Here is a 20,907-nt window from a genome sequence, read left to right as displayed (position 1 = left end):
TACGCAGAAGCATCGCCCGTTCGCTCGACGTGTTCTCGATCACGAGCGTATCGAGCTCGCAGTCCAGATTCATGTCGACCAGGATCTTCGACGTCCATGGATCACCGGCCGTCGCCGTCATGCCGGAGATAAGGTAGAGCAGGACAGCCAGAAGGCCGCCTTGTACGAGGCTTCTTGTCATAACCATTCATGCCCATATCCAGAAAACGAACGCCGCCGGTATGAAAGACCGCAATGCGCTCATGCACCATGCCGATGCGAAACTAACGGCATCGTCTCACCGATTCCAAACTACCTTCCCGAAATACACGCTTTCACGTACGCATGCATCACGTACGATGCCCGATCGATCGATAACTATCGCTAGTATACGGTCATGACTCCATATGTCAATACACTGTGTTCATCAAGTCAAATCGCCTGTTCATCAGCTTGTACTTGACAGTGTTTCCGTAGTTCGGTCCATCGCGAATTACTTATCCACATCGTCCCATCGCACGTAGTCTTCATGCACGATGCCGACGTGTTCGTCATCCACATCGACCATGGTTTTCATACGCTGTCTCCGCTGCCTTGCGGATCGAAGCCGGGATATCCGCGTGTATGCCGAACATGACTCCCCTTCCGGGCGTCCATGCCGAACGAACAAGGCCTTCCACGGTAATCCGCAGAAGGCCCGAGAGAATCATCATGATACATCCACCACATCCGATGGATGACTCGACGATCGGCTATGGCAGTTCCTGATCCAGGAGGGCTTCGATCTTGTTCGTCGCCTCCTCGAGGAACTGCTCTTCCGGAAGGTAGCCCACTTCCTTGAACTGGATGCGGCCATCCTTACCGAGATAGAACTTCGTTGGAATGCCCGTCACGCCGAACTTGCCGACGACGGCATCCGTGGCGTCGAGGTAGACCGGGAAGGTGAGGTTGGTGTTCTTCGACAGGAAGTCCTTGACGATCTTCTGACGGTCCTTGTCGCGTTCCCATACGTTGACGATGGCGAACACGACGTTGGGATTGCTGCGATAGCGTTCGTAGAGCTTCTGCACCGCGGGGAACGAGCTGCGGCACGGACCGCACCATGTGGCCCAGTAGTCGATGATGACGACCTTGCCCTTCCAGTCGCCGATATTGACGGGCGCGCCTTCCGGCGTCGTGAAGGTTCCCGCGATACCGGTCTGGTTGAGCATATCCTTGGCGAGCTTCGTCGAGGCCATGCGTCGTGCATTCACACGCAATGCTGCGAGGTCCTTCTCGATCGACGCGGAATCCTTGCCGTCCGCCCTGCGCATCTCACGATACGACTGATACAGTCCTGCCGTCGCCGCACCATTCCTGATGGCCGTTTCGGCAACACCGACGGCTTTCTTCCCTTCTCCCGATTCCTGCAGCAGCTTGACGTAGGCTTCGTACGTTCCCTTGTCCGTCTCCCTGGCGCCGACGTCGATGGACTTCTCGAGTGCGGCGAGCGCTTCCTTCTTCTGCCCCATGGCGCGGAGTATGGCGCCCTTCACGTACAGGAGCTGCGAGCTGACCATGCGCTGTTCCTCGTTCCATTCGGCCGGGCCGGCATAGACCGGACGCAGGGACTGGTCCTTGGCCGCGACGAGACCGCGCTCGACAAGTGCAAGAGCTTCGGGACGCAGACTGTCCACGGCACCGAGATAGTTGGCGATGGAATGACAAACGCTCGCGGGCAGATCCTTGATGCGCTTCGCGAACGGAATGAGCAGTGTGACGTCGCGTTGTTGACCCGCCGTCGTCACGACCATGTCCAGGAGGTTCTGTTTGGCGAATGTATTCGGATAGTCTTCGAGATGGCTGCTGACCTTGGAGATGAAGGACTGAGCATTGGGCGATTCCGACAGCTTCTGCAATGCCATCTGCTCGTCGACCTTGCTGCGTGGAAACCTGAGTGCGGCGTTGCGTTGTACGAGGAACGACTGGTCCTGATCTCCCACGCCCATATAGGCCTGGGAAATGGCCAGCGCTTCCATCGGCGTTGCGGGGTTCGGTGTGGAACGTATGATTTCACGCAGTTCCCCTTCCACTTCCTTCTCGTCCTTCTCGCCGAGTGCCTTCTGCAGCATGGCGAGATTGACGCGCGCCGTGATGGTACGCGGATGCTGCTTGACTTCGTTCTGGAGATAGTCCACGGCCTCCTGCATATCCTCCTTGCGGCGGCAGTACGTCGGCAGCATGCCGAAGCACGAGTATGCAGCTTTCAGATTCGCGTTACGGACGGGTGAGCCATTGGCGCCATAGGTCAGGAACGACCAGTAGATACCCTTGTTGGTATCGTAGATGAGTCCGTTACCGACCTTGACGAGCGTGAAGACGATGCCCTTCGTCAATTCCGTCGTTCCGGTCCATACACCGCTGCCGTTCTTCGACAGACGCACGTCGATGGCATTGGGCGCTTCCGCTTCTTCGGAAAACCCGAAGAGTGTGGCATGGATGGACGAGGACTCCCTGATCCATCCTTCCTCCGGAGCATCGGGTTTGTATTCGATGGTGACGATCTGGCCTTCCTTCGGCTTGAGAGGGAGGATATTGACCGTACCGGCCAGGGCGGACAGCGCACCGGCGAGGAATACGACGACGGCGGAAAGACTGCGGAACTTCATGACGGGACCCATCGGTAATGTGCCTACGGTTATTGTGGTGCCACGTCGAGCAGCACCTGTTGCAGTACGTGAGATTCCCATGATTCGTTGACCTTGGAATGTGCGAAGGCCAGATTCCGCATCATGCGTATCACGATATCAAGATTGCGGACCGGTTCCAGCATGTCATCGGTGAACGTCAGTCCGGACCGCTCGACGAAGGAGATGCAGTCGGTCCGGCTCAGGAACGTACCATGATGGAACGGGTCGACGTAGACGTCGATATCCGGGCAATATAGAATGAAATGGTACGGAAGTGCAATGGGATACAGGGTGAGGCCGCTGCGGTCGGCCAGCAGGAGTGCCAGCACGCAAAGCGTGACCGGAATCCCCCTCCGTCGTTCGATGGTCGACGTCAGGTACGAATTCTGCGGATCGTAATACCGATCGACGGCACCCTGGAACTGTTCCTCCTCGAAGAGGACAGAGTTCATGGCCAGCAACTGCGTGAGATCATTGGCCGGAGTCGTCGCGATGAAGTGCTCGTGCACGCGCAGGGCGAGGCTGTCGAGATAGTCCGAAACGGTCTCGCGATCGTCGCCGGGCCTGCCGAAGCCGTTCAGCAGGTAGAGTGCGGATTCGAGGTCGATGTCGGTTCCCGAATCGCGATGGATGAGCATCAGTCGATGCAGATCGTCGAGCGCGCCCTGCTGGAACTGCCTGATGATCCCTTCAATACGACCGCGTACGACGACGTCAGAAGTGGTCCGTACGATGTCGCGCAGCGGCTGTACGATGTCGGGCCCGAGACCGACGATATGATCGGTGATGGTCGATACGACGTCGGCATCATCATCGTCCAGCAAGCGTATGAGAGATTCGAGATGGTGATCGGTCGGTTCCGTCATCAACGTACCAGGTGATAGCCGCCATCGACGGCGATGAGTTGTCCGGTGATATAGGTCGACGCCGTCGCATAGAACCATACGGCATCGAAGATGTCGTCGGCATTGCCATGCCGTCCCATCGGTATGCGTTCCATACGGGCCATGGCGGCATCCGCAGGCGATGGATCGTCGGAAAGAAGGATGGCTCCAGGCGCGACGGTATTCACGGTCATGACGGGTGCCATGCCGCGTGCCAGTGCCTGCGTCATGGTGAGCAACGCCGACTTCGAGACGTTGTAGGCGAGTCTGTCCTTCCACAGCTCGAGCGCGCCGAGTGATCCGATGGAGACCAGACGTCCCGTTCTTCCCTGCGCGGTCAACAATGCCCCGTACCATTGGGCGATCGTCAGCACAGGCATGGTATTCGTACCGATCGTCGCACGCACGAGGTCGGGAGCGATGGACACGGCCGGTTGAGGATCCGGAAAGACGCCAGCATTGCTGACGACGACGCCGCAGGGTCCGAGATCGTCGGCAAGCCCTTGCAGAGCGCGTGCCAGCGCCGTGTCGTCCGAAACGTCGCAGGACTGCATACTGCACCGTACGCCGTGAGCACGGACTTCGTCCAGCGTGGCCATCGCTTCCTCCTGTGAACGACGATAGGTGATACCTACGTCGTATCCGCGTTCGGCGAAACGGAGAGCGAGCGCACGCCCCATGCGCCGCGCCCCTCCGGTGATGATCACGACGGACATGACGGATCCTGCATCGGTAGAAGGGACTGTACGGCGGTGACGTCTCCCGCAGCACCTCGGATCGCGAGCGTGGTTTCGGGATGGGCATGCTCGCCGCGTACGTAGGCCAGGGCGAATCGCGCCCCACCATCGCACGACGGCACGACGCTGGTGACGCGACCGATGACGGCACCGTCCGCCATCACCTCGTCTCCCACGGCCAATGCTGCCTGCGAATGCAGACCCATGATGCGCTGTTTGACCTTGTTGTAGCTGTCCAGTCGGGCCACGACCTCCTGTCCGATGTAACAGCCTTTCGTGAAACTCGTCAAGTGCAGAAGACCGGCTTCGAGCGGATTGTAGGCATCGGACCATTCGTGGCCGAGACGCCCCTGCCCTCCGAGTACACGGATGTATTCGTCCGTGGCCGGATCCAGTTCCGCGAAGGTCCCGGCATTGGCACGCAGGAGTTCGACGATGGACGACATGTCCTCACGCATGGCGACGATCCAGTACGACAGTTCGCTGGCGGACGGCATGCGGACGATGGTCACGGGCCTGCCGTCGATGGAGGCGGACTTCCATTCCGCGATGGCGATCGTGCTCACGTCCATACCGCTCAGATCGCGGACGGCAGCGGCGGCACGCGGGCCGAGGATCTCGATCATTGCCGTGACATCCGTACGGTCCTTGGCCCGAACATCATCCGTGATGGTGTATGTTCGCAGCCAGGACACGATGCGGCCCGCCTGGGACGGCGAGGCCAGTACCATGGTGCGTTCGGTGTCGTTGCAGAGTGTGAGGACGTCGATGATGCGCGCCTTCTCCGTCAGCAGGACGGTCTGCCTGCCACTTCCGGCAGGCAGATTGGCGACTTCGTTCGTGGAAAGCCGGTTCAGGAGGTCGAGGCGGTCACTCCCGCCGAGTTCGATCCACGACCAGCCGGTACGATCGGCCCACGCAGCGGTCGACCTGGCCTGTTGAAGAATGTTCATGATTTCGGGATGGAAATGGTACGTCAAAACTACGAAAACGACGTCAGGAGAACGGCCCTGTGGCTCCTCGCGTCGATATGCGTGGCACTGGTCATCGGCACGACGGAAAGCTCGGCGCAACAACGCGCGAACTATCGCATCACGTTCAAGGACAAGGGTTCGGAATCGTTCACCCCGGACAGTCCATCGTACAGATCCACGCTCGCGGAATTCACGGCCGCGGCCCTGGAACGGCGCCAGCGCACGGGAATGGATCCGGTGCTGACCGAAGACGATCGTCCCCTTTCTTCAGCGTATCTGACCCGTCTGCGAAATCTCGGCATCGACGTCCTCACGGAGTCTCGCTGGCGTAACTGCGTGCTCGTGAACGTGGACACGTTGACGGCGAATCTGCTGACGCTGCTCCCCTTCGTCTCGGGCGTCCACAGGATCGCCGAGGTGCACTATACTACCATGGCCGTAGACTGCAATCCGGCCCGGCCCGGAGCTTCGGCACGACAACTGGATCTGCTCAACATCGGTCCGCTCCACAGAGCCGGTGTCTTCGGCCAGGGTGCGATGATCGGCGTCATCGACAACGGCTTCCGCTGGAGAAGTCATGCCTCGATGCAGCATCTGGACGTACGCGAAACATACGACTTCGTATACAACGATACGATCGTCTCCAACGAGGCCGTCGACGTCTTCAATCAGGATGGTCACGGTACGCTCGTTCTCTCCCTCATGGGTGGCTATGCACAGGACTCGCTCATCGGCGTATCGCCGTTCTCCACCTATCTCCTCGCGAAATCCGAGGACATGCGCGGGGAGTTCCGCGTCGAGGAAGATCTCTACGCGGCAGCCGTGGAATGGCTTGAACGACGCGGTGCGGCAGTCATCACGTCGTCGCTCGGCTACCGGTACTTCGATTCCACCGAAGCCTCCACTCCCTATTCGGCCTTCGACGGCAGAACGACGTTCGCGTCGCGTGCCGTCAACATGGCCGTCGCACGTGGAGTCGTATGCCTCACGGCAGCGGGCAACGAGGGTCCGAATGCGCGCACGCTCATCACACCGGCCGATGCCGATTCCGTGCTGACCATCGGCGGCGTCATGCGCGATGGAGAACAGTGGCCCGGATCGTCGCACGGTCCCACGGCCGACGGCCGCATCAAGCCCGACTTCATGGCATTGGGTACGAGCGTCATCGGCGCGGGCATCGGCTTTCCGTCGTACGTCAGCGTCAGCGGTACGTCGATGGCCACACCACAGGTGGCCGGAGTCGTAGCCCTGTTGCGCAGCCTCTATCCCGAAGCACGACCCTGGGAATTGAGGGCGGCACTCACTGCGAGTTCGGAGTTGCCCGATACGATGGACTCCCTGCGCGGCCATGGACTGGTGGATGCGACCTACGCCGCGGAACTGCTCGGCCCGGGAATAGCGCCGCCGACGGTCGTGCGTGGTACGGACGGTTCGCAACTCGTCGTCGTCACGATTTTCAACAGAGGCCCGGTGGATCCCGTCCTGATCATCGGAAACGGTGCCCCGCTCGACCCGATCCAGCGCAGTCACCCGGTCTACGTCTTCTCCGTCGATCCCGCCACGATTCCCTCTCCCGCAGTGGAAGGACTTATCTTCGTCAAGGGCCGCTCGAGACCGGTGACGATTCCGAAGGAAGGAAACGCCATCGTCTGCGGCTCGGATGTACCGAACGTCGTTGCCTCGATTCCGTCCCCATCGCACACGATGGCGAGAATCGCACCGTCCATCCTTTCGGCGGGCCAACGCGACGTCCGCGTCCTGGACGCAGGCATGACGCCCCATACGGCATTCATCATTGATGCACTGGGCCGGAGGGAAGAAGTCGGCATCGATGCAGGCCTGGATATCATCCTCCATATTCCGCATCTTGCGCCCGGATCGTACAGGGTCATCCTGGCCGGTACGACGGTACTGAGTCTTCCGCTCATCATTCGCTGAGACGACCATGGCACTCGCACTCGTCACCGGCGCAGCCGGCAATCTCGGACGCATCGTCGTCAACGTCATGCAGGACGCCGGCTGGACGGTGCAAGGTGTCGACCGGGAAACGGACCTGGGCGATGCGGTGCAGACCCGGCGGCGCTTCGACGATGTTGGCCGGGGCTGCACGGCCGTCATCCACCTCGTCGGCGGAATCGTCGCAGGCAAACCCATCGAGCAGACATCGCCCGAAGACGTGCAGTCGATGCTGTCGCTGAACACCGTCACCACGTTCAACGTCATGCGGGCGGCCATCCCTCTTATGCAGGATTCCGGAGGCGGAAGCTTCATCGCGATCGGTGCACAGGCCGTCCTTCATCCCGTATCCAATCGTGCGGCCTATGCTTCGTCAAAGGCTGCCGTCGTATCACTCGTACAGTCCATGGCCGAAGAAGGCCGCCAGAAGAGTATCCGGGCGAACTGTATCCTGCCGAGCATCATACGGACGCCGGCCAATCTCGAATGGGCCGAAGGTGATATGGACAAGGACTGGATCACACCGGAAGAGATAGCACGCACCATCGTCCATCTCTCCGATCCCGGCTGTGGCGTCAGCGGTGCCGTGATTCCCATGTATGGACGCCTTCCCTACTGACCTCGCGTCAGCACTTCATGGCCAAACGTCGACGCCGTTCTCCATCCGAAGATGATACGCCGGCCGTAACCGGCGCAGAGGCGCGCAACCAGTTGCGCTTCCTGCTTTCCTACTATCGTCCGTATGCCGGACGTATGATCGTCGCCCTGATCTTCATGCTTCCGGGCAGCGCCATCAGCCTGCTGTTCCCCACCTTGACGGGACAACTGATCGACTCCGTGATCAAGTCCAACGGCGTTGGCGACCTCTACCGCGTAGGCGGCATGTTCCTCGTCCTTCTCGTCGTCCAGGCCGTCGTGGGCTACTTCGTCTCCGTCACCATGGCGCGAACGACGGAACGCGTGATCGCCTCCCTGCGCTCGCGGCTGTTCTCCAATATCGTTTCCCTGCCGCTGAGCGTTCTCACGGCACGGCGCGTCGGCGAATTGTCGTCGAGACTTTCGTCCGATCTCACCCAGATCCAGGAAACGTTCTCGTTCTCCTTCCTTCAGTTGTTGCGGCAGGGCGTCTTCCTCGTGGGCAGCATCGCCATCATCGTCAGCAAGAGTCTTCAGCTCACCATTCCAATCCTCATCGGCCTTCCGGTCATCGTCGGCATCGCCCTGCTGATCGGACGCAGGATCAGGGCGTTGAGCACGTCGACGCAGGATGCGCTCGCACGCACGTCCACCATCGTCGAGGAAACGCTGCAGTCGATCCAGGCCGTCAAGTCATACGTACAGGAACGGTACGAAACCTCGCGCTACGACGAAGCCCTGCAGGAGAACGTCCGACTGGCCGTCAAGGGCGCCCGCATCCGCGCGATCTTCGTCACCTTCATCATCTTCACGATGTTCGGCGGTATCGCCGCCGTCATCCTGTATGGCGCCAACCTCGTATCGACGGGTTCCGTCACGATGGGCGAACTGCTGTCCTTCCTGATGTATGCCATGTTCGTCGGCGGAGCGCTCGGAAGTTTCGCGGAGCTGTTCGGACAGATACAGAAGTCCCTCGGCTCTTCCGTGCGTATACGTGAACTCATGGAGGCAGGTACCGAACAGCTCGGTGCCGATGCTCCCGATGTGAATCTGTCGTCCGTATCGCTGCACGACGTTGCATTCGCCTATCCGGAGCGGGCCGATCTCAGTGTGATCAACGGCATCAGCCTCGACGTTCCCCCGGGAGCACGCGTGGCCTTCGTCGGCGAAAGCGGTGCAGGAAAGAGCACGACGGCAGCCCTGATACAACGGCTCTACGAACCGACGTCGGGACACATCACCTACGACGCCCATCCGTCGACAGAGCTGACGCTGGCCCAGGTCCGACGCAACATCGGCATCGTCCCGCAGGACATCGTCCTCTTCGGCGGCACCATCGCCGACAACATCCGATACGGCAGACCGGACGCCACGCACGATGACATCGTCAAGGCCGCACGCGATGCCAATGCACTGGAATTCATCGAGCGATTTCCTGAAGGCTTCGATGCCCTCGTCGGTGAACGCGGTATCAAGCTCAGCGGCGGACAACGTCAGCGTATCGCCATCGCGCGTGCCCTGCTCAAGAATCCCCCCATCCTCATTCTCGACGAAGCGACGAGCTCGCTCGATGCGGAAAGCGAACACCTTATCCAGCAGGCACTCGAACGCCTCATGGCGAACCGGACGACGATCATCATCGCCCACCGTCTCAGCACCGTACGGACATGCGATCACATCTTCGTCTTCGATGGAGGACGTGTGATCGAAGACGGTACGCACGAGGAATTGCACGCTATCGACGGCGGACGTTATCGTCGCTGGTGCGATCTCCAGTTCATCTCCTGACATTCCCCCTGCCCAATGGACAGGGACCTCTCGCCTGATGCCACTGCCTTCATGACATGATACAGTGCATCGGTCCATGAACGAACATGGCCCGCACCCCGAAGGGTGCAGGCCATGTCGATGATTCCCGGAACCGTTGTCGTCAACGAACGACGGACACCGTCTTCGATACTCTCGTGCCGTCTTCCGAAACGAGGCTCACGACGTATACTCCCTGTGCGAGACCGCTTACCGGAACGCTGAACTGGTAGATGCCGTGCATCACGGATTCATCGCGGATCGTCGACACCACACGTCCCGTAGCATCCACGACCTGGAGACGGATGTGCTGCTGTGCCGGGATGGCAACCGTGATCGACACCTCGTCGGATGCGGGATTCGGCACGGGATCGAGCATCACCGGTGCATACCGTGCGAGCTGTTCCCAGCGATCGTCTTCGACGGACGTCGTCTGTCCTGCGAACGGGCGCGGACGCAGCCTGCCGTTACCGCCGAGCGTGAAGGCACGCAGGACGGTGTTCAGACGATTCGCACCGACGGCGATACCGTTACCATAGACCTGCGTGTTTCCAGGAATGGTATCCAGCTCCTGCGAGACGAGGTAGTAGGTGTTGTCCGGCCCGGTAACGAGATCGGCATTCCATACGACGTGATTCTTGTCCGTCGTGGCTTCTTCATCGACGTGTGACGTCCACGACTGCGGTCTCGTCATATCCGTACCCGTGAAGACGATGGCACGGCGTTCCGGTTCGGCGCCTTCCGACACCGCACCGAAGACATCGAGGTAGACGGCTACACGACCGTCGGCATGGATGTCGCCGGAGATCGTACGCAGTTCACCTGCACCACGGGGAATGTCGAGGGTAGTCGGTTCGGACCACGTGCCACCGGTGAAGCTCACATGGAGAACCTGACCCACCGTGCCGCGTTCCATTGTGCGTTCGTGCGTGCTGGCGAGCAGCATCACGCCGTTCGGACCCTTGACGAGTTCGATGTCTTCGTAGAGCATGTTCCTGCCCCCGATGCTGTTCGGCATCACGACGTCGGCCTGTCCCCAGGCTCCATTCTCCGTACGGGCGGCGACGACCTTGCGCGACCGTCCACCATCGACGTCGTTTGCCCATGCGGCCATGAACTCTCCGTCGGGCAGTGCCACGACGCGTACGTCGTGGTCCGATCCATCGAGGACACCGGCTTCACGAACACCGGACATCTCCCACGTATCGCCGTTCTTGAACAGGCGTACGGCCATGATGTCCGACGACGTCGTGCTCATATCGTCGAGGACGTTCCAGACGACGACGGCGGAGTTGCCATCGGCTCCGGCAACGACCTGAGGATGACCGTCTGCACGTCCACCCGTGACGTCGGGAATCCTGAAGGTATGCTTCACGGAACGCGACGGGCCATCGTAGACAGCTACATGGATGTCTTCCTGCATCAGCAAGGACGACAGGCTCAGTCCGGCACCTTCCGTTGCGGAACGTTCGTTCTGCACCCAGGCAACGACCGCGCTGCCCTTGTCGTCGAGCAGGGCCATGGCCGGATCGTGCATGCCATGCATGTTGGCTGCCACGACCGCCGTGGTCTCGAACTGATGACGGGTGCGGTCGAGCTGACCGAACAGGACCTTGCTCGCACCCGACCGGGCCGTGTGTTCGGTCCATACCATCGCGAGAACGGAGTCGTTCGTGGCCAGTTGCGGACGCGAATAGTAGTACGGTGTTTCGGGAGGAAGCTGGGCACGGCGAGCGATCAGCCCCTGTGCCTTGTCCGTTCCCGTCTGATCGATCTTGTTCTTCAGACCACTCTTGAAGATCGACTCCCACGATTCGGAGAAGACCGAGAAGGACGGCATGAACCTCGGAGAATCCGTGTGATAGAGCAGACCGCGGAAGAGATCGATCTTGATCAGACCGAAGAACAGCGACAGGTCCAGGCTGAACCACACACGATTGGACACGCCGATCGGATAGCTCGTCTGCGTCACGTTGTTGACCGGTCCGGTCCACGTCGATCCCGAAGCGTAGAGATCCTCACGCGAGATACCGGCACCGACACCGATGAAGTCCAGTGCGATCCCTACTTCGATGCCGCCACCACCTTCGATGGAAACACCGGAACCGAAGCTCGTAGGGAAGCTGTTCTTCTTGTCGTCGTCACTACCGGAACTCAACACCTCACCGACATGCTGCAGCACGCTCGACTCCGACGCATCGAGGTTGAGCGTATACATCTGCTTGCCACCTGCCTTGAAGATGAACATGGGCTTGACGGTCACGAGACCGCCCGTGAACTCGTCCTCGCCGAGGACCGTGATCAGCTCCACGATATTGGCGATGAAGCTGACGATGCCGGTGATGTTGGCCGTGAGTGACGTCGACGTGTACTGACGTACACGCAGGCTACGGTTCTGGATACTGTCCTTGGGCTCGAAGGTATATATCGCTTCGAAGCCGTCCGCCTTCTCACCGTCTTCGACGACGGCATCATAGCTCGCGGAGAAGCCGCCGATGGCCCACGTGGGCTTCCATGCCATACCTGTATTCAGGTTATCACCTGCGAACTGGAAGCCTTGAGAGGCGGTGTCGTAGATGACCTTCGTCTTGAAGGCCAGCGTATTGCCACCATCCGTGTTCTCGAGGTCGAGGGGGATCTTGCCGAACAGCGGAATGTCGAAGGTGAACGATGTCGTCGGCAGCGGTGTCGAAACGGTGAGATTGATCTTCGAACCGTTCGATCCCGTTACCGTCACCTCGCTGCCGTTCAGCCAGTCGGCACGCGGGATGATATTGAACGGCGAGCTCTGGAATGCCGTCGGCATGGTGTACTGCGGCGTGAACCAGTAGCCCATCTTCATCAGGACGCCACCGCGGTCGCGCATGATGTTCGGATACGGGAACTGGGCCACGTCCAGGTTCTTGAAGCTCCAGTAGCGCGTGAGCTCACCGCCGATGATCTTCGTCGAGTCTTCGGCCATGCCCACGGAGTCGAGGAGGGCCGACGTCTGGTCATAGAACCACGTCGGTATGCGGAGCATGCTGTCGGCCGATGCCGCGACGCTGATGCCGAACGGTGCGGACATCACCTTCGGTCCCGAACCACCCGCCGATACGCTCTGCTTGAACGGTCCCCAGCCGTTGAGTGCCGTAAGGGGCTGGGCCGGGAACGGTATCATCTGGATCGGATAGGATTCGTTCCATGTTCCTACGACGGTAGGACCGGCCTGCGAAGCCTTCTTCCATACGAAGCGCAGGACAAGCGACGAACCCATCGGCATACCGATGAGGTTGCTCGAATTCGTGCGGAAGCGGATCACGCCGGGCAGCGCAGCCGCTGCAGACAACGTCGTGTCCATGGCGAGGAAGTTGGCGACGTCGGTGCCGGTGGAATCCTGGCCCACGACGGAGATCGAGAGAATGTCGTTCGTGCCGTTACGCGACGTGATGAACTGCGAGGGATCGAACTGGGCGATGAAGGACGCGATGGCATTCTTCCCCTGGCGGAACGGTCCCCAGCCGATGGTCGAATAGACCCAGTTGTTCACGGGCGGCGATACCAGACGACGCGGTACGGTGACGGACGTCATGATCGTCGTCCACAACTTCTCCTGCAGACATTTGTTGAAGATGATCTGCGTTTGAAGTCTGTAGGGCTGGCCGACGGGATCGAGCTGGTTCATGTCGACCGTGATGCGGACCGTGTCCTTGGCCGGAACGAATTCACCCAGGGTGAGGACGCGCCTTCCAGCGTTGTCGATGAAGTGAACGTCCGACAATGCGTTGACGTTACCGAGGTTCGAGATCGTGAACACGTTGTTCATCTTTCCGGAAACGGTATCGGTCACGCGATAGGTCGGGAAGTCCAGACCGTACTTCGACAGAAGGATCGGGAACGGCACCATGCGCAGCGTGTCGTGCATGCTCACCCCGGCGCGCGGGAACGTCAGCGATTCCGAGTAGATCGTGACGTGGATCTGCTCCGATGATACCGGCAGCCTCTTCGTGTTGTAGAGATAGTCGGCCAGCACACCGTTGGTCACGTTCGGTGCTTCGGGTGCGATGAGGAAGGAGGCCGTGATCGAGCCCGAACAGTCCGTCACGTTCACGCGTACGGAGTCGATGGCGAGGCTCGGATCGAGTCCGAGATTCGAGCCCGAACCCGACATGCGCGTCCAGCGGACGTTGAGGTCGACCTGTTGATCGACACCCTGTTTGACGGCCGACGTGTCGGGCGTGAACTGCGGCGTCTGCAGTTGCGCCGTGAAGGCCACCTGCGGTTGCAGGACCTGGACGGGACGGATATAGGTGACGCCTTCGATCGGTCCGCCGTTCGTGAATACCCTGAAGCGGAAGGCCGTCATGCGCAGGCTGTGGAGCGAGAACGGCATGGTCACGCTGAGCTCCGAATCGTATCGGATACGGTACGGTACGGCGATCTCCACGGAGTCGATCACGGCTCCGGCATCGTCGATGCTCACGGCCGAGATGTACTGCGTCTGGGCAGGAAGCCTGGAAAAGGTGAACGTCGTGGGAATCGGATTGATGCCCGTGATGTGCTGACCACTTCCCCACGCCTGCGTCTTCCAGTCGAACCTGTACGGTCCCCAACCGGCGGATGACGTCACGGAGAGTGAATCGGGAACGATGGAAAGGAAGCGCTGCAACGTGACACCGTTGTCGGGACCGTTCTCGTAGGTCACCGTCGTGTACAGTTCCGAGTTGATGGGCAGCGATCCCATGTCCGACGTGAATCTGGCTTCGTTGAGATAGGTTCCGGCGACGAGTGTGGAGTCGACCGCCGCGGGATCCTTCTGTCCGGTGATACGGAACTCCACCATCTTCGTCTTCGGCGGAAGATCCGTCATCGTGAACGTGTTCCTGTTCTGGCGCGTTGCCGTGAAGGGCCCGAAGCCACCACTGGCCGTCAACGTTCCCGGTTCGGCCACCATGAGGATGGGATGCGAGATGGTGGAGACGAGCGTCGTATCCGAACCACTTACCGAATACGTGCGGAAGCGGGCTTCGACGGAGAGCGGGAAGTTCGCAGGGACGATGTAGACCCTCGTACCATCCTCCGTCGACCAGAATACCATCGAGTCGCGGCTGACGCTCGAGATGTCGATGTACCGGCTGGTCATGATGGACTGCTGGGCCACGGTGTCGTAGACGTCGAAGCGGCCGACGACGTTCGTCGTATTCGCGGTACGGAGATCGGTGACGGCGATCGACATCATCGACGAGTCGCTCTGCACGTACGGTCCCCAGTTGTCGGCGAACAGGAAGGGCTTCGTCGTATCACGCACGTCGATGTAGTAGTTGTATTCGACGGGTTGCGAGGTGAAGTCCTGCGTGAACTGCGCGCGCACGGTTGCCGTGTACATCGGCAACTGATTGATGTTGAAGATGATCTGGGCACTGTCGAGGAACTTGCCGTCCGGCGCCTGGAGTGGTTGCGACGTGATCGTGCGGCCACGGACGTCGAGAATCGTCAGGTTGGCGAAGACGGTACGGGCAGGAATGGAATCGACGGTGATGGTATCGCGGCCCTGACCACCGAAGACGAAGGGCGGCTCCGTCGTACTGCGGAAGCGCGGTGGCCTGCGGGGATAGATGATGTCGAAACCATACGACCGCGAGGAATTCAGCGAGTCCTGGCTGTCGTAGTATGCCGTCACCGTCAGCAGCGACGTCGGCAGCAGATTGCGCATGTCCTGTGAGAACGTGCTGCGGTCGTTGACGGTATCGTAGTTCACCGTGACGTCGACCGGCCTGTAGATGCGTCCATAGCGTCCTGCGAAGGAAATCGTCCACCGTATGGAACGGCAGGCCTTGCCCAGTCCCTGGACAGAGAAATTATTGACGAGGTGGACGTTGGGCCGGAAGGGTCCCCAACCGGCCGATGCCGTGACGATGGGCGGCAGGAGTGAATCGGCGATGTTCCTGATGACACGGTATCCGCCATCGGGTTCCTTCGGATAGCGGATGAGCGCCGCGACCCTGAGGCGACCCGGATAGCGGCTGGAACGATAGACGATCGACGCAGTATCCGAACCGTTACGTACCACGGAGTCGAGGATGGAACCTGCCGACGTCATCATGTACATCGTGATCTTCGTCGTGCCCGGAGGCATGTTCCGTACGCTGTATCGCGAGGTATGCGCGGAACCGACGATGACCGGACCGAAGTTGTCGTCGGCCGTGAACGTGATGGGTGGTGGAATGACGGACAGCGTATGCGACGGGCTCGTGGTGACCGTGGATGTACTTCCCGGAGGGTAGTACGTCAGATCGACGACCATGGTGAGCGCCGTGCTCGGAGGCAACGTACCGACGTCAACCGTATAGGTCGTCGATGCGCCCGACTGCGATGCGATCACCGCGGGTGACTGTCCCGCACGAGGGCTGAGGATACGGAAGTTCGCGGACTGGACGCGGGACCCGGTGGGTATCGTCTGCACGGAGAACTGCACCGATCTGGAGACGCCCTGAACGAACGGCCCCCATCCCGCATTGGATGCCAGCGAGGGTGATTGGGCCCACCCGACGACGAACGAAGCATACAATACGAAAATGAGGAGTACTACCTTTTTCATGGTGTTACCCTATGGTTTGCGATGTATTGTCTTGGAATGAATCGATGTCGTGGGTCAAACGACGTGTCGCGGGTCAAACGACGCGGCAATATAGTGACGTTATTTATGCACGATACACGAAGAATCGTTTTTTCGTTTGCACATGTTCGGATCGTCCCCTATTTTTGAAGTCCGTTTGACACCAAACGGGCCCATAGCTCAGCTGGGAGAGCGCTTGAATGGCATTCAAGAGGTCAGCGGTTCGATCCCGCTTGGGTCCACGGCAAACACGACGGAATCGTAGCTCAGTTTGGTTAGAGCGCTGCCCTGTCAAGGCAGAGGTCGCGGGTTCGAGCCCCGTCGGTTCCGCAGACAGCAGAAGCCCATCAGTGATGATGGGCTTTCTTCGTTTACGACATGATACGACAGCACAAATCTCCTGCCATTGAAGCGTTGGACACTCTTTCGGTCATGCTTCACCAAGCATTTCATATCTTTCGTTAATAGGCTTCTCGAAAACGATACAGCGACTCTTACTTTACTCACGACGGTACATCGTCGTATCGGCAACGTATTCTTTCTCATTATCTATTACTTGTTTGGAGTAGTTCCATGAAGAGATCTCTGTTTGGAGTAGTGTGCTCGTAATGTGCGCATTGTGCGTACAGCAACTGACTGCCGGGATATTCACGTCAATCACCCGGTCAGGTGGCCGTGACAATGGTCTAGGTAATGATGCTACGTATGATGTTATCTCGATAACACGCGTATGGTGTATATCAACAACCATCAATTGCTCCGGTGAGGGCGCGGATAACTGTCCGGATGCAGTTGTAGGACCAAACCGCTCGGCTGACCAGCACACTGCTGTTGAACAGGCTGGGGTTGACTACGCACTTTCCCAGATTCGTATTGGCGTCCTGAGCGGCAGTACGACCATCTCCGTTCCCGGCAATCCTAATAACAAGAGGCTGAAATGGACAGCCGACAATGCCAACGGTGCCAATAGCACCATCAAAAGCTGGGTGTTCGGCGATCCTGAACCCTGATCATTACACAGTACCGAAGAGTACCCATCAATCTAGATATCCATGATCCTCATGCGCGAATACCTGTGTCTTATGCTGCTGTCACTGGCCACCGTGTCATCCTGTAAATCTACAGGATCTACGGCCGAGTCAGCAGGTAGCATCCTCGACATCGTTAGTATCGATACGGTCGTTGTCATTGGTCATGGAGACATGAAGGAACAGTATGGGAATCTCTTCAATACGAGTAGAAATCTGACATGGCTGCCGTCCGTGACCCCGGACGGCAGCCTGATCATGAGTGGTTATGAGCCTGAAGGCAGACGAGCAGTTGAGGATACCATGGACATCCAGAACTTGGATATTAGTGATGGGGGTGGAGTGGGACTCCGGGTGAAAGGCTGTGCCGTTACACCATCATATTACGTCGTCAAGAGTTTCAACTACGTCGCTGTATTCGAGCGACCACGAGCGGGGAACCGTGTTCGCTTGATGAATGCGGTCAGACTTCCGAGATCATTCGATAATCTGAATGCCATCAACGATTCGACGGTCATTCTTTCGACTTGGCACCATCGTGGAAACATGAAGTCCACGGAATGCGGAGCGATCGCGACACTCAGCCTGAAGACCTTGACTCTCAGCTTGATGGATATGCCGTTTACCAACGGACTGTTCTTCACATTCCGTCGGCCATTCTCCTGCCATACAACCATCAGGAATTCGGTCGTGTTTATCGACCCGACGAATTATGATATCTATCTGCGTAATGTCCAGGATACCGTGTCACATTGGCTCAAGATCGGCAAAGGTACCATTGAGATGATAGACGGACTCTATCTGAGGCGTTATTACTCGGATTCGACTCCGACGACCGTCTCACCTCTCTTGAAACATGCTCTCGGATTGGATGATATCGCCGGTCAGCGCATCGTCTATACGACCTGCATCGACAATCGGTATTTGCTGGTATGTATATCGGCCTCGACACCCGGTGAGAAATCTGACAACATCACCTATTGGGATATATGGGACTTCGATACGGAAACAGCTCCCAAATTGCTGTACTCGAATCTTATGGACACGGATCTGAGCGGTTCCAGGTCCTGTAGTAAGGCTACGTTTCCCTTACTGGCCGATGATTTCTCGGCCAGGCCGATCACCGGTGGATTGAGCATGGTCACGATCCTGCCTCCATTCGATGTCACATGTAAGACGGGAACACCGTTATCCGACCTGAAAGGAATCATCGATGACTATCTCAGCGAAACCCCGAACATTCCCCTTTCCCTGGTTACTTACAAGTTCCATCTTCCTGCTTCTCGCTAGCGTACGGATCGAGTATGCTCAACACAACGTATTATCGGACGTGCACGTCAAGCGACCGAAGGTAATTCATCTCGTGGGACCGCTCATCTGTAGGAACTGTCTGATCTCGCAGACACGATACATCAAAAGTCTGGGTATTGGTGAGCAGTATGTGGCTGCCATCAACGTTGAAACAAGGATGGAAGAGCGTACTATCCTTCACAACGACAGTGCGCTCGTAAGCGATATCGTGACCGTCACTCCCATTAGGAAGAAATCGGAAACCTATACACCAATAGAACAATTCATGAAGAATATCACGAGCAATCAGACGCTCGGAATCCTCGTCCTTCTGCCCGACGGTACCGGGCAGTTCTTCGAGTACGCTTCGTCGTTCGGTGAACACGGAAAGATCCTGCCGGATGTCGCGACACGCCTGCGCGATCTGTTGGGTCGGGTGAAAGGTCAGGCGCTATCGCCTGCGGAATGACGGTAGGATCGAATCCATGTCTATCACAAGTTGACCTTCTCGTCATTCCCTTTCACGACGAGACTGGTCCGTGATGCGATTCAGAACTTATCCTCTTCCTCGGCGAACATGAAGTTGAACGACGTCATGGAGCCGTAGCATTTCGTGATGTAGCTCTGCAACTTGACCTTGTCGCCTTCGGACAGTGTGTCGTTGGCGTTGATCTGCTGTTCCAGGACGCGAAGGCTGTCACGCATCATCACGACCTTGTGCATGAACTTGTGCATAGCCATTTCATGCTGCTTCAGACCCGGTTCGTTCGGGACGAAGACGACGACGCCTCGCTCCCACTTGGGAGCGAGGTCGGCGTTGTGACGTTTTTCGATCTCGTCGGCAACGAGGCCGGCAAGACGTTTCATATCATGGAAATCCATCTCCATCGTGCAGCTACCTTCTCTCAGACCGTCTGCTTGCGATGGGCTGCACGGGCGATGCTTCCTGCGGCGATGCTCTTGATGACGTCACCGGCGAGGAACGGTACGACACCCAATGCCCAGATGTTGGAGAAGCCGACGAAGGCCGAAAGGACCAAGGCGCCGCAGAGAACGATGAGCGTATTGGCGGCCAGTGCCGACATCATGGCGCCGGGATAGCTGCGCGTCATGCCGCGATCGGCAAGGCTGCCCGCAACGAAGGCCGCAGGGATGAAGCCGAGGAGATAGCCCGACGTGGGGCCCCACAGAGCCGTCAGCGACGAGAATCCGGAGAAGACCGGAGCGCCGAGAGCACCGGCGAGCAGGTAGGCGATGACGGCATTGACGCCATGACGACGTCCGGCCACCATGGCGAACGTTACGACGGCGAAGGTCTGCAGCGTGATCGGTACCGGCGTGAACGGCAGCGGTATGGCAATCTGCGATGCAGCCATGATGGCGAGAGCTCCCGCGCCAGCCATCAGAACTGTGGATGCAAGGCGATTGGACACACGTTGGTTGATCAACGAGGCAAGTACGGTCATCGTTCCTGTTCCTGAAATGAAGATTGAACTGGGCAAAGATAGCGGAAAGAAGCACCCATGAACAAGTGTTGTTCCCGGTGCTATTCCTTGAGGGCGCCCGCCGTCAGCCCCTGGATGATCCGCTTCTGGAATACGGCGAACAGGACCAGGATGGGCAGTGCACTGATACTGGCTCCCGCCATGAGATGGCCCCAGTCTATCGACTGCTTTCCGAGGTAGAAGGCGAGCCCTACCGGCAGCGTGCGATGCGCTTCGTCGTTCGTGAAGAGGAAGGGAAAGAGGAAGGAATTCCAGTTGCTCAGAAAGGTATAGATGGCGAGTACGGTCAGCACCGGCCGTGCGAGCGGCATGACGATGCGGAACATGACGTACCATTCCCCCGCTCCGTCCATGCGGGCCGCGTCCTCGATGTCGGAGGGCAGATTCTGCACGTACTGGCGCACGAGGAAGATGCCGAAGGGCGTCACGAGCCACGGCACGATGAGTGCCCAGTAGGTATTGAGCCAGCCGATCTCGGCCATCAGGCGATACAAGGGTATCATGATGACCTGCTGCGGAATGACGAGGACGCCGAGAATCGTGGCGAACAGCATGGCCTTTCCGCGGAATCGCTTCCGGGCGAAGGCATAGCCGCTCCACAGACAGAAGACGACATTGCCTGCCGTCACGCAGACGGCGACGATCAGGGAATTGACGAAGTAGCCCAGGAAGTTATCCGACCGCAGCGCATCGCTGTAGTTCGTCATGACGGTCGGTGCTGCGACGATGTCGGGCAACGAGCCGTACTGTTCGGGATACTCGCGCACGGAGAGCAGGAGCATCCATGCCATCGGAAAGATCATGCCGAGGGCGACCAACACGAGAAGGATGGTGACGACATGCTTCAT

13 protein-coding genes, 2 tRNA genes and 1 pseudogene are annotated in these 20,907 nt (G+C 58.8%); 7 read left to right on the top strand and 9 right to left on the bottom strand.

Annotation, left to right across the window (positions count from 1 at the left end):
* The 5 genes and pseudogenes from BGO89_01885 to BGO89_01865 all read right to left on the bottom strand — a co-directional run bounded on the left by BGO89_01885 (nt 1) and on the right by BGO89_01865 (nt 5,249).
* A pseudogene (locus BGO89_01885) lies at nt 1–181 on the bottom strand (hypothetical protein).
* A gap of 550 nt (nt 182–731) precedes the next feature.
* Entirely contained in the window at nt 732–2,639 is a 1,908-nt protein-coding gene (locus BGO89_01880; protein OJX61348.1) for a hypothetical protein, read from the bottom strand.
* Between the two features lie 17 nt (nt 2,640–2,656).
* Nucleotides 2,657–3,514: a hypothetical protein gene (locus BGO89_01875; protein ID OJX61347.1), complete on the bottom strand. Its 858-nt coding sequence runs from the start codon at nt 3,512–3,514 to the stop codon at nt 2,657–2,659.
* On the bottom strand, nt 3,514–4,248 hold the full coding sequence (locus tag BGO89_01870; protein OJX61346.1) for a hypothetical protein: 735 nt from the start codon (nt 4,246–4,248) through the stop codon (nt 3,514–3,516). Before BGO89_01870 ends, BGO89_01875 begins: the two co-directional genes overlap by 1 nt.
* Complete coding sequence (locus tag BGO89_01865) at nt 4,236–5,249, bottom strand: hypothetical protein (GenBank protein ID OJX61345.1); 1,014 nt, start codon at nt 5,247–5,249, stop codon at nt 4,236–4,238. The genes BGO89_01870 and BGO89_01865 overlap by 13 nt, the downstream gene beginning before the upstream one ends.
* On the opposite strand from BGO89_01865, the gene BGO89_01860 reads away from it, so the two are divergent.
* From BGO89_01860 to BGO89_01850, 3 genes are read left to right on the top strand one after another with little or no spacing between them, the layout of a single operon-like run.
* On the top strand, nt 5,238–7,181 hold the full coding sequence (locus BGO89_01860; GenBank protein OJX61344.1) for a hypothetical protein: 1,944 nt from the start codon (nt 5,238–5,240) through the stop codon (nt 7,179–7,181). The genes BGO89_01865 and BGO89_01860 overlap by 12 nt on opposite strands.
* A 7-nt stretch (nt 7,182–7,188) precedes the next feature.
* A complete protein-coding gene (locus BGO89_01855; protein ID OJX61343.1) occupies nt 7,189–7,818 on the top strand; it encodes a hypothetical protein in 630 nt (209 codons plus the stop codon).
* Nucleotides 7,819–7,835: 17 nt separating this feature from the next.
* Complete coding sequence (locus BGO89_01850; GenBank protein ID OJX61342.1) at nt 7,836–9,623, top strand: hypothetical protein; 1,788 nt, start codon at nt 7,836–7,838, stop codon at nt 9,621–9,623.
* Between the two features lie 142 nt (nt 9,624–9,765).
* On the opposite strand, the gene BGO89_01845 is transcribed toward BGO89_01850, so the two are convergent.
* Complete coding sequence (locus BGO89_01845; protein OJX61341.1) at nt 9,766–16,218, bottom strand: hypothetical protein; 6,453 nt, start codon at nt 16,216–16,218, stop codon at nt 9,766–9,768.
* A 187-nt stretch (nt 16,219–16,405) separates the two neighbouring features.
* On the opposite strand from BGO89_01845, the gene BGO89_01840 reads away from it, so the two are divergent.
* From BGO89_01840 to BGO89_01825, 4 genes are all read left to right on the top strand, one after another.
* Nucleotides 16,406–16,478: transfer RNA gene (locus BGO89_01840), tRNA-Ala, on the top strand.
* A gap of 13 nt (nt 16,479–16,491) precedes the next feature.
* A tRNA-Asp gene (locus BGO89_01835) sits at nt 16,492–16,566 on the top strand.
* Between the two features lie 1,151 nt (nt 16,567–17,717).
* A complete protein-coding gene (locus BGO89_01830) occupies nt 17,718–18,554 on the top strand; it encodes a hypothetical protein (protein OJX61340.1) in 837 nt (278 codons plus the stop codon).
* 178 nt (nt 18,555–18,732) lie between these two features.
* A complete protein-coding gene (locus tag BGO89_01825; protein OJX61339.1) occupies nt 18,733–19,023 on the top strand; it encodes a hypothetical protein in 291 nt (96 codons plus the stop codon).
* A gap of 80 nt (nt 19,024–19,103) precedes the next feature.
* Here the strand turns inward: BGO89_01825 and BGO89_01820 are convergent, their stop codons facing one another.
* The 3 genes from BGO89_01820 to BGO89_01810 form a co-directional block, all read right to left on the bottom strand.
* A complete protein-coding gene (locus BGO89_01820; protein OJX61338.1) occupies nt 19,104–19,421 on the bottom strand; it encodes a hypothetical protein in 318 nt (105 codons plus the stop codon).
* Between the two features lie 38 nt (nt 19,422–19,459).
* Entirely contained in the window at nt 19,460–20,020 is a 561-nt protein-coding gene (locus tag BGO89_01815; GenBank protein OJX61337.1) for a hypothetical protein, read from the bottom strand.
* Nucleotides 20,021–20,100: 80 nt separating this feature from the next.
* Nucleotides 20,101–20,907, bottom strand: coding sequence for a hypothetical protein (locus BGO89_01810; GenBank protein ID OJX61336.1), 807 nt, complete (start codon nt 20,905–20,907; stop codon nt 20,101–20,103).

The sequence above is a fragment of the Candidatus Kapaibacterium thiocyanatum genome (assembly GCA_001899175.1).
Classification (GTDB): Bacteria; Bacteroidota; Ignavibacteria; order Kapaibacteriales; family Kapaibacteriaceae; genus Kapaibacterium; species Kapaibacterium thiocyanatum.
Note: the sequence above shows the minus strand (reverse complement) of the source record. Positions and strands in the feature narration are given on the sequence as shown.

Bases quoted from the DNA above. Each gene is read 5' to 3' on its own strand.
- BGO89_01820 (OJX61338.1), bottom strand. From the start codon at position 19,421: ATGAAACGTCTTGCCGGCCTCGTTGCCGACGAGATCGAAAAACGTCAC.
- BGO89_01850 (OJX61342.1), top strand. From the start codon at position 7,836: ATGGCCAAACGTCGACGCCGTTCTCCATCCGAAGATGATACGCCGGCC.
- BGO89_01875 (OJX61347.1), bottom strand. From the start codon at position 3,514: ATGACGGAACCGACCGATCACCATCTCGAATCTCTCATACGCTTGCTG.
- BGO89_01815 (OJX61337.1), bottom strand. From the start codon at position 20,020: ATGACCGTACTTGCCTCGTTGATCAACCAACGTGTGTCCAATCGCCTT.
- BGO89_01855 (OJX61343.1), top strand. From the start codon at position 7,189: ATGGCACTCGCACTCGTCACCGGCGCAGCCGGCAATCTCGGACGCATC.
- BGO89_01870 (OJX61346.1), bottom strand. From the start codon at position 4,248: ATGTCCGTCGTGATCATCACCGGAGGGGCGCGGCGCATGGGGCGTGCG.
- BGO89_01880 (OJX61348.1), bottom strand. From the start codon at position 2,639: ATGGGTCCCGTCATGAAGTTCCGCAGTCTTTCCGCCGTCGTCGTATTC.
- BGO89_01810 (OJX61336.1), bottom strand. From the start codon at position 20,907: ATGAAGCATGTCGTCACCATCCTTCTCGTGTTGGTCGCCCTCGGCATG.
- BGO89_01830 (OJX61340.1), top strand. From the start codon at position 17,718: ATGAATGCGGTCAGACTTCCGAGATCATTCGATAATCTGAATGCCATC.
- BGO89_01845 (OJX61341.1), bottom strand. From the start codon at position 16,218: ATGAAAAAGGTAGTACTCCTCATTTTCGTATTGTATGCTTCGTTCGTC.
- BGO89_01825 (OJX61339.1), top strand. From the start codon at position 18,733: ATGGAAGAGCGTACTATCCTTCACAACGACAGTGCGCTCGTAAGCGAT.
- BGO89_01860 (OJX61344.1), top strand. From the start codon at position 5,238: ATGGTACGTCAAAACTACGAAAACGACGTCAGGAGAACGGCCCTGTGG.